Origin of the sequence: Chelatococcus asaccharovorans (genome assembly GCF_003201475.1) — a bacterium.
In the GTDB taxonomy this organism is placed as follows: Bacteria; Pseudomonadota; Alphaproteobacteria; order Rhizobiales; family Beijerinckiaceae; genus Chelatococcus; species Chelatococcus asaccharovorans.
The window spans coordinates 1-8,461 of record NZ_QJJK01000034.1 but is presented as its reverse complement, the minus strand read 5'-3'; the positions used below and the strand labels follow the sequence as shown (position 1 = coordinate 8,461).

The following is an 8,461-nucleotide window of genomic DNA, read 5'->3' as shown; positions in this document are numbered from 1 at the left end:
CCATAGTGCTCGGCCGCGTCAAAAGGTGGGTTCTCGCCATGCTCGCGGCCTGCGGCCCCTGCGCGTGGCTCCGATCCCGGCCTAAGGCCGCTTTTGACGCAGCCTGCGCCCCTATGGAATCCTGAACCTGTCGGGACGAAGGGCGTCCCGCCCTTCGCTCCGCTCCGGGGTTCTCCACGCCTGCGGCGCGTCGAACAAAGGGCTGGCCAGGCGCGGCGCCAGCCCCCGGCCGGCCCGCTCTCATCATCTAGGGCCGTAGGGACGGACGGGGGCGGGATGCACACCGGGACCAACCTATCTATCGTGTTCCGCTTCCCTACGCCCGCGCTCGTCCGCAAGGCGCTGACGCACCTGTCCGGGCGTCCGTCCTCTCGACGGGTCGGCTTTCAGCTCGTCATAGGCGGCTACGCCTTCCGTGCGCAGCCAGTGTTCAACGGTCTCGTCGCGGACAGCTTCCCCCTTAATCCAGAGGAGGCGGCGCTGCGCGTCCGTCATTTCCGCGATCTCGCGGGCAAGGCGGCTAGGCTTCATCTTCCTCATCTCGTAAATCCGCTTCATAGTCCTGGCCGCCGTAATAGACGCCAAGGATATTCACGGTGTCATCTACCACCTCGAACGCGATCGTCACGCGCCGGCGGTATCCGACTGTCCGCAAGCCCGGCCAAATATCGTCGCGCCGGGTGCCTCGATGCGGGAAGGTCGAAAAAGCGAGGCAATATTTGACGATCGCCGCCGTATATCGCTCCCCGATCCCCGGCGCTGATCTGTCGCCGATGTCTCGATTCAGCTTCACAAGCTGCGCCTCGGCCCGGGGCGAAAAGATAACGCGATGCGCCATGCTCCTACCGAGCTTTCATCTGGCGCTCGGTCTCGGCCTTCAACGATGCCAACACCTGTTCGGGGGTCCGTCCCTTCGACGGGTCCGCCTTCAACTCGTCAGCGGCGGCGACGACTTCGGTGCGTAGCCAAGTTTCAAGAGCCTTGTCGCGCGCCTGCAAGGCGCGCAGCCCGTCGCGGATAACCTCGCTCTCGCTGGCATACTCGCCCGACGAAACCTTGGTCTTGACCATCTGCGCCATTTCGTTCGGCAACGTGACGCTGAACTGTTGCGTGCTGCGCATGGGAATCTCCCGTCATGGATCGCGCTAAGTAGGATTGAACACTATCATATATAGGCGCGATCGGGAACCGCTCACCCCTCCCCCTCGACAAGTGCGCTCACAGCCCGCTCGATCGTCTCGGCAAGCGTGATCTCGTGCCGGTCGGCATAGGCGTAGATCGCTTCGAGCGTATCGGCCCGCAGCCTAGTCGCGAACTGCTCCGTGCGGCCCGTCTTGCGCCGTGTGCGGCGGGCTGGCCGTCCTGGCGAGGACGGAAACAGCTCGGTCGCTTTGGGCGTCTCACGAAAGCCCGCCGCACGTGTCGCGGCCTTCACCGCGTTCGGATCGACGGGCGGGGCCGGCGGTGTGTCCAGGTCGTCGCCAAAGTCGAGCGTGGCGCGTTTCTTGTCGTCGCCGGTCATGCGTCCCCTCCCCTGATCGCATTGATGACGGCTTGCGCGTATTCGCGCGCGTTCTCCCTGGCGGTTTCCAGTCCGGACACATCGGTCGATTCCAGTTCGTGCAGCGTGCCGCCTAGGGAAAACAGCGTCCGATAAGCCGCCCGGTCGATCAAGGTCGCTGGCAGCGCCGGGACCGCAGCACCGGAAAACTGGCGTTCTATGTCGCGCGCCGTGCGCTCGCGGATCGCGGGCGGAACCCGCGTGAAGAACACGCGATACGGGATTTCGCGGTTCGCTACCTTCCACATCTGGCGCACCAGCTTGACCGACTTCGCCGCCTCGGCGGCGTCCAGAACCGAGCTTTGCAGCGGGATCAGCACCAAATCCGACCGGGCGACGGCGAAGCCGATACGATCCGTTGCCGTCCCTTCCAGATCGACAATCACGAAATCTGCCTCGGCGCGGGCATCCTCGATCGTGTCGATGATGGTTTCGGCCGAGTCATCGACCACGATGCGCAAGGTTTCGGGGAGCGGCCGGAGCTGCGACCAAGCGAGAAGCGGCCTGTTAGGGTCCGCGTCAATCAACGCGACCTTGCGCCCGGCGGCCGCAAATTCGCCGGCGAGCACCACGGCGGAAGTAGTCTTGCCGACCCCGCCTTTGCTCGACACAAAAGATATGACGGCCATGCGCCCTCCGATCATCTGATAACTAGCAGCATGTTAGCTGCACGGCTTTTATAATCCGTTACTTATCCGCTTGCAATCCGCTTATAAATGTCTAGCCGCTAGTAAACAGCTATCTATCATCACGCCGCCGTAGCCCCATGCTCCCTTTCGAAAGCCCATGCAACGGTGGCCGCAGGCGCAAGCGTTGCGGTTTTGCTGTGAGGTTTCCGCTTCCCGATCCGCCCTATAAGCGGATCGGAACCGCCGCAGGGCCGCGATAGCGGCCCGAACAGCGGCGTCCGCTTATGTTTTCACACTTAGATAAAGATTAGATGGGGATTCAGTCTGCTTGGCGGACTCACGTTTCTGCAAGACGTTTCCAAGGGCCGCGAGCGCCCGTCCTAGCGGGTTATCGCCAGCCTCGAACACCGCCAGTTCATCGAGAGGCAGGGCCTTCTTGTAGGCGTCCAGTTCGGCCGCGCGGGTGGCCTGGGCGGCAACATGGTCGTCGGGCGGGGGAGGGGCCTTCCCGAACCGGGCGAGAAGCCGCAGCGCCTTTTCCGGCAGGGACAGGCGATAGGCGTTGCTCGCCTGCTGCACCTGGGGGCCACGCCCCTCGTTGCCGGTCGGCTCGTAACGCCGCAGCCAGTCGAGGAAGCCATGCGCCCGCAGCGCCTTCAGCGCCCGCACCACGGCGTCACGCGAACGCCGGACCTTCCCCATGATCGTGTCCAGGGACGGTTCCAGCCGGCCGGTGCGGAAATCGACCAGGTTCACGAAAAACTCCAACACCTCGATCGCCACCGATCCGAGCGGGCCGGTGCGCTCGCCCTTCTGGCGCTCGGCCAGCTCGTAGCGTTTGGCGGCAAGCAAGACCTTCTGCACCTCCTGCCGGTTGGTCGGCCGCCATATCCGGGCCTCGGAGCGACCCTTGAAATGGCTGTGCCTGCGAACCGGCGTCGGGCAACGCTCGGGGGGAGGGGGCATGACCAGGCCAAAGGCTCCCTGTCCCGATCCCCGCAAGACGGCCCGGCGCTCATGGGCCTGCGCCGACAGCTCCCCGGCCTCGTCGTCACTGAGCTGGCCGGCACCGTGCCGGGTCCAGATTTCCCGCATGATTTCATCAAGCGTGTTCCTGCGCGCGCAGCCGATCGCGGCCGCGATGTGCGTCCTCAACATATGCCTCTCGTCCTTCCGTTCGGAGGACATGACGGCTGTGGACGGCAGGCACGACTCACCCGTTCCCGCAAGAATCAATCTTGCGGATTGGAGTGCTCTGGCGTAAATAAGGGGAGAGTTAGCGGACCCCTGATCTACAGTGTGTCTGACGGCCTATAAAACGCCCGATCGTTCCACCGATCGGGCGTTTTGCCGTTATGCTCCTTGCTGCTTCTCGATAAGTAACCTCACGGCTTCCTCGATTATGGGCGCGCGCGATGCCGCGCCCCGTTCCTCCTTGATCTGGTCAAGTTGTGCGACCAGATCGACGGGAAGGTCGGTGTTCACATAGATGCGGCCAGCCGCCCGCAACCGCTCCCGATGGGCGGACACTCGTTCGCGGGTGGGTCGTTCTGTGCGAGCCATCGTTACAGGAAACACCGATTCTCTGTGATTCTACAACCCCTTGAATCCAAACCGCTGGAATCGTGGGGCTTCAGGGTCGCGTGACGGCGCTGCACGCCTCGATCTCGGCGCGACTCGGCCTGCGAATCGGATGCCGGCGCTTGCGCCAGAGCATGAGAAATTGTGTGGCAGTCATGCGACCGCGCGCTTTTCAGTGCCGTCGCGATAGTCGTTTGCCATACCCGGATACCACTTCTCGAATGTCGACCGCAGCGATCCGTCGAGGGTTTGCGTTCGGGTTTGCAGCAGGAGATGCGCGCCTGTCCGGCTCCATTGCATTTGCTGCTTCTTGGCGAAGCGCTTGCTGACGACGGCGTTGACGGTCGCCTCGACGAAGGCGGAGGATATCCGCTCTCCGGACCGGTAGCGTTCGCCGTAGTTGATCAGGCTCGCGTGGTTCGTTGCGATGTAGGAACGGAACTCGCCGATCGCCGTCAGGAACCTTCTCATGGTGGGATAGTCGGTTTCCAGGGCCTCGGCATCGTCGATCAGCCAATCGATCTCCTCGCGAGCCCGGTAGGTGTTGCCGTGCCACAGATACCATTTGATCCTGGAGAGCATGTCCAGCATTCCGTTGCCGGCTTCCTCGTCATGATGATGAAGGCCCTGGGCGAACTGGCGAAGGACTGTGATGCGCATGGTGATGTGGAACCAGTCAAGCACATGCTCGCTGGCCGGCGCGATCATTTCGGCGAGTGACCGCACTTCCTCTCCGCCGTCGGTGATGAAGGTGATATCCTGGTTGGCCTGCACGCCCTGTTTCTTGAGATGGTCGATAATGCGGCGTTGCGGCCTGCGATCATGACCATGGACGAAGCCGATATAGCGCGGATCGCCGTTCTCGGGCAGGGAGCGACCGACGATCAGCTCGAAATTCTTCTTCCGGTCGTTGCGGTCGCGGATGTAGCCGCCGTCCAGGCCGATGACGATGCGGCCATCGGGGATCGGCAGGTCCATCCAGTCGCGCGGACAGGAATCCTGCATGAAGGAAACCCGCTCTTCTGTCAGCTCCCGCTCGATGCGGCCGGCCGTGCGCAACGCATGCTGTCGCACCGTCGTGGCGTTGATCCCGCTGTCGATCGGCAGCACATCCGCCAGCAAGTCGGCCGCGGCAGCATAGGGCACCAGCGAGGCCCAGCGTGTTTCCAGATAGAGGCGTTCGGGCGCAATGTGATCGGGAATGAGTTGCCGCAGCGGCGAAATCGTCGCCGGACCGTTGCTTCCTCCCCTGACCGGCAGGGCGTATCGCGGGCTCTTGAGCCGAACCTGGCCAAACAGGGTATGGAAGGTGATGGGATAATAGCCCTTATGCCGCAACCGGCGGCCGTCCTTCACGCGGTTTTCCTTCAGCCATGATTCCACCTGCGTCTCCACCATCCGCTGCTGGAGTTTCGCCAGCAAGGCTTTGCCCTCGGCGAGCGACAGGCCAAGATCCTCGGCACCTTGCGTGATCTTCTCCATATCCGCGATGACCTCGCGGTCGATCGTCCCGCTGTCGTCGCCGGTGATTTCCATGACAATTCGAACCTGCATGCCGCACCTCTTTCAATGGGTTTTCCAGAACAGCCGGAGTGGAAAACCGGTCACGCCGGGACCGCCCATTTCCATCCTCCGCATTTGCCGGAGCCATGCTATTACCCCGTCAGTTAGCAATCCGGAAAGCCTCTGGTAAATTGTGATGTCCTCGATCGAGCGTGCCGCAAGCGCCATTGCCACCATCCTGATCCGGGAAGGGATCGACTATCTGCAGAGCAAGGCGGTGATCAAACGCGCCCGGGCGCAGGCCGGACTGACCGCGCCGCCGGAAAAGCGGACCTCGATCAACCGGCTGACGCTCGAGGAAGAGCTGGCCTTCATCGACCATGCCTATGAGGCGAGTGGCGCGACGGGCCTGCTGCTCCAGACCCTGTTGGAAACCGGCTTGCGCGTTTCCGAATTCACCCGCCTGCGCGTCGAGGATGTCAGCCTGGCCGAGCGCGTCATCGTCGTCGTGCGCGGCAAGGGATCGAAACGCCGAGAGGTTCCGATCCGACGCGAACTGGCGCAGATGCTCAGGATGCATATCGGCACAAGGCGTGCCGGTCCCCTGTTCCAGAGCCGGGAACGGGGCAAAGGACCGCTGCCCTACACCTATAGCCGCCAGCGCGTCGGCCAGATCGTTCGTCAGGTTGCCGGAAAGGCCGGGATCACCAAGCGGGCCTATCCGCATCTGCTTCGTCACACCATGGCGACGAAACTGCTGTGGCTCGGCATGGACATCACCGACGTGCAGCGTTTCCTCGGCCACGAGAACATCACGACGACCCGACACTATGCGGAAACGACCGCAGCTACGTTGCACCGCAAATTCGATAGCGTCACTGCCCCAGCCGCGCGCTCATTACTCACCGGCATCCAGCACAATCGTGGTGACGACGCTGCCCTTCTCGCCGCCGACCTTCTTTCGGACGGGGCCAGCGCTGAAAAGCAGGTCACATCTGCTGATGCATGAGATTGAGATGTTCGCTCTGCCGCAGGCGCTCGTTCACTTTCCGCCGTTCGAACCGCAACCCCAGAAGGTCGGAACGCACCTTGATCCGGAAAAGCAGATCCCGAAATTCGTCAGCCCGATCCGGATCGTCGAGGATGGCAAGAGATCGAGTGTCGCCAATCTCCTGCATGAACTCCAGCGCCATGACGAGATCCTCGTCCAGGGCCAGCCCGAGTACCTCGTCCCTTCGCCACATCCAGGCTTCGGGGCCGCTGCTATCCTCTGGCGGGCAATTGCCGGCACCGCCGATACAACAGGGATAATGCATTTGCGGTTTGGCGGCGGCCCGCTCTTCCAGTCGGACCTCATGCTCCCACGGAATGTTGAGGTCGTATTCGTACAGGAAGCGGCTGCCTTTGCGCAGTTTCAGGGCGTCGAGCCCAATGTCCGGCGATTCCGCACTCAACTCCCATGAGCCGTAGCGGACCGTATCCACGACAAACTGGTAGAGATGGATGCCTTCCCAGCCCATCGAAACCTGAAGAACACCGTGAAGCTCACGCAGGGTCAAGGTCGCCGGCACCTGCACCCGCCGCCACACCATCGGGCTCAGTCCCTTCAGCCAGACACGAAATTGCAGGATCGTCGGCGACCCGTCAGGCGTTTCGGCTTCACTGGACGGGGATGACGGACGTCTTTTCTTGCGGCGCGGCTTCAAAGGCAGCCCTTGGCGAAAATTATCGCCAAGCCTATACCGCATTCATCCAGCGCCAGCACCTGCCACACAATTCCTCATGCTCTCCAGCAGGGGCTTTCGAGGGGTGATCGCTCGTTTTTGTTCCGTACGATACAATTTTGATTGACAGCAGGGGCAGGAAAAAGGTAGGATTTTGTCTCGTACGAAACAACGCGAGGCCGCCATGATCTCCGACAACCCGACCGCCAAGACCTATGACGGCCTGAACCGCGCCTATGCCTTCTTCAACGATCGCCTGTTCGCCGGCGAGCTACCGGCCTGCCTCGTCACCTTGCAGCGCGCCAAAAAGGCCTATGGCTATTTCGCGGGCGGGCGCTTCGGCTCCAAGGACGGCAAGACCGTCACCGACGAAATCGCCCTCAACCCCTCGCATTTCCGCGACCGCACCACGGAGCAAAGCCTATCGACGCTCGTGCATGAGATGGTCCACCTTTGGCAACACCATTTCGGCAAGCCCTCGCGCGCGGCCTACCACAACAAGGAATGGGCTGCGAAGATGCATACGGTCGGCCTGATCCCGTCTGATACCGGCCAGCCTGGCGGCAAGGAAACCGGCCAGCAGATGACGCACTACATTGCGCCAGGCGGGCCATTCCAGACGGCCTTTGCCGAACTGGATGCGGACGGCTTCGATGCGCTCTATGTGGAGTTGTGGGGCGATGCGGAAGCCCGCAGGAAGCGCAAGGCGAAGTCGGCCAGCAAAACCCGCTACACCTGCCCGAGCTGCGAGCTGCACGCCTGGGCCAAGCCCGGCGCGCGCCTGATATGCGGCGAGTGCGAAATCCTCATGGAAGCGCCGGAGCCGGAAGGGGAGGGCGAGGACCAGGAGGAAGCCGAAGTGGCCTGACGGCCGCCATGCTTGCGCTCGATCGGGCGCGATCTACGATGCGGGCCAGCTCATCGCCCGGCCGGAAGGAGCGCGCATGGAAACCGAACTCGACCGGAAGATTCGCGCCTACGTGAACGGGGAAGCGGGGGCCGACATATTCGATGCTCGCGACCGTCGCCATATCCGCGCGCTCCTGAAGGAACACCACCGCAAGCAGAAATGGTTGCGGGACAAGCTGCCATGCCCTCGATGCCACGGTGAGGGCTGGGAGACCGTCGCCAATCCCGATGACGCCCGATCGTCAAGAACGGACGCGGCTATCGACTGTCGCCATGCCTGCATTGTCATGGGATGCGCTATGTGACGATCGCGCAAGCTGCCTCAGGGGAAGTGCATTAGGGGCCTGGCCAGCCCTTTGTTCGACGCGCCGCAGGCGTGGAGAACCCCGGAGCGGAGCGAAGGGCGGGACGCCCTTCGTCCCGACAGGTTCAGGATTCCATAGGGGCGCAGGCTGCGTCAAAAGCGGCCTTAGGCCGGGATCGGAGCCACGCGCAGGGGCCGCAGGCCGCGAGCATGGCGAGAACCCACCTTTTGACGCGGCCGAGCACTATGG

11 protein-coding genes are annotated in these 8,461 nt (G+C 62.8%); 2 read left to right on the top strand and 9 right to left on the bottom strand.

Features of this window, described 5'->3' with window-relative positions:
- Window positions 1-294: 294 nt before the first annotated feature.
- From C7450_RS33320 to C7450_RS33285, 8 genes are all read right to left on the bottom strand, one after another.
- Window positions 295-531 (bottom strand): type II toxin-antitoxin system ParD family antitoxin, encoded by a 237-nt coding sequence (locus C7450_RS33320; protein ID WP_110378702.1) that lies wholly within the window; start codon window positions 529-531, stop codon window positions 295-297.
- Window positions 521-838 (bottom strand): type II toxin-antitoxin system RelE/ParE family toxin, encoded by a 318-nt coding sequence (locus C7450_RS33315; RefSeq protein WP_110378701.1) that lies wholly within the window; start codon window positions 836-838, stop codon window positions 521-523. The genes C7450_RS33320 and C7450_RS33315 overlap by 11 nt, the downstream gene beginning before the upstream one ends.
- 4 nt (window positions 839-842) lie before the next feature.
- The gene (locus C7450_RS33310) at window positions 843-1,121 is read right to left on the bottom strand and encodes a type II toxin-antitoxin system ParD family antitoxin (RefSeq protein WP_110378700.1); all 279 of its coding nucleotides are present in this window, start codon (window positions 1,119-1,121) and stop codon (window positions 843-845) included.
- Between the two features lie 71 nt (window positions 1,122-1,192).
- On the bottom strand, window positions 1,193-1,522 hold the full coding sequence (locus C7450_RS33305; protein ID WP_110378699.1) for a stability/partitioning determinant: 330 nt from the start codon (window positions 1,520-1,522) through the stop codon (window positions 1,193-1,195).
- Window positions 1,519-2,190 carry a ParA family protein gene (locus C7450_RS33300; protein WP_110378698.1) on the bottom strand — a complete coding sequence of 224 codons (672 nt, stop codon included), beginning with the start codon at window positions 2,188-2,190 and terminating at the stop codon, window positions 1,519-1,521. Before C7450_RS33300 ends, C7450_RS33305 begins: the two co-directional genes overlap by 4 nt.
- A gap of 282 nt (window positions 2,191-2,472) precedes the next feature.
- Window positions 2,473-3,348 carry a helix-turn-helix domain-containing protein gene (locus tag C7450_RS33295; RefSeq protein ID WP_110378703.1) on the bottom strand — a complete coding sequence of 292 codons (876 nt, stop codon included), beginning with the start codon at window positions 3,346-3,348 and terminating at the stop codon, window positions 2,473-2,475.
- A 195-nt stretch (window positions 3,349-3,543) separates the two neighbouring features.
- On the bottom strand, window positions 3,544-3,753 hold the full coding sequence (locus C7450_RS33290) for a ribbon-helix-helix protein, CopG family (RefSeq protein WP_110378697.1): 210 nt from the start codon (window positions 3,751-3,753) through the stop codon (window positions 3,544-3,546).
- Between the two features lie 171 nt (window positions 3,754-3,924).
- Complete coding sequence (locus C7450_RS33285) at window positions 3,925-5,325, bottom strand: ISKra4 family transposase (protein ID WP_110378696.1); 1,401 nt, start codon at window positions 5,323-5,325, stop codon at window positions 3,925-3,927.
- A gap of 145 nt (window positions 5,326-5,470) precedes the next feature.
- Between C7450_RS33285 and C7450_RS33280 the strand changes: the two genes are divergently transcribed.
- Window positions 5,471-6,283, top strand: coding sequence for a tyrosine-type recombinase/integrase (locus C7450_RS33280; protein ID WP_110378695.1), 813 nt, complete (start codon window positions 5,471-5,473; stop codon window positions 6,281-6,283).
- On the opposite strand, the gene C7450_RS33275 is transcribed toward C7450_RS33280, so the two are convergent.
- Entirely contained in the window at window positions 6,264-6,980 is a 717-nt protein-coding gene (locus tag C7450_RS33275) for a plasmid pRiA4b ORF-3 family protein (RefSeq protein ID WP_245450315.1), read from the bottom strand. The genes C7450_RS33280 and C7450_RS33275 overlap by 20 nt on opposite strands.
- A gap of 202 nt (window positions 6,981-7,182) precedes the next feature.
- Here C7450_RS33275 and C7450_RS33270 point away from each other — a divergent pair, with 202 nt between their 5' ends.
- Window positions 7,183-7,866: a SprT-like domain-containing protein gene (locus tag C7450_RS33270; RefSeq protein WP_110378693.1), complete on the top strand. Its 684-nt coding sequence runs from the start codon at window positions 7,183-7,185 to the stop codon at window positions 7,864-7,866.
- Window positions 7,867-8,461: the final 595 nt, after the last annotated feature.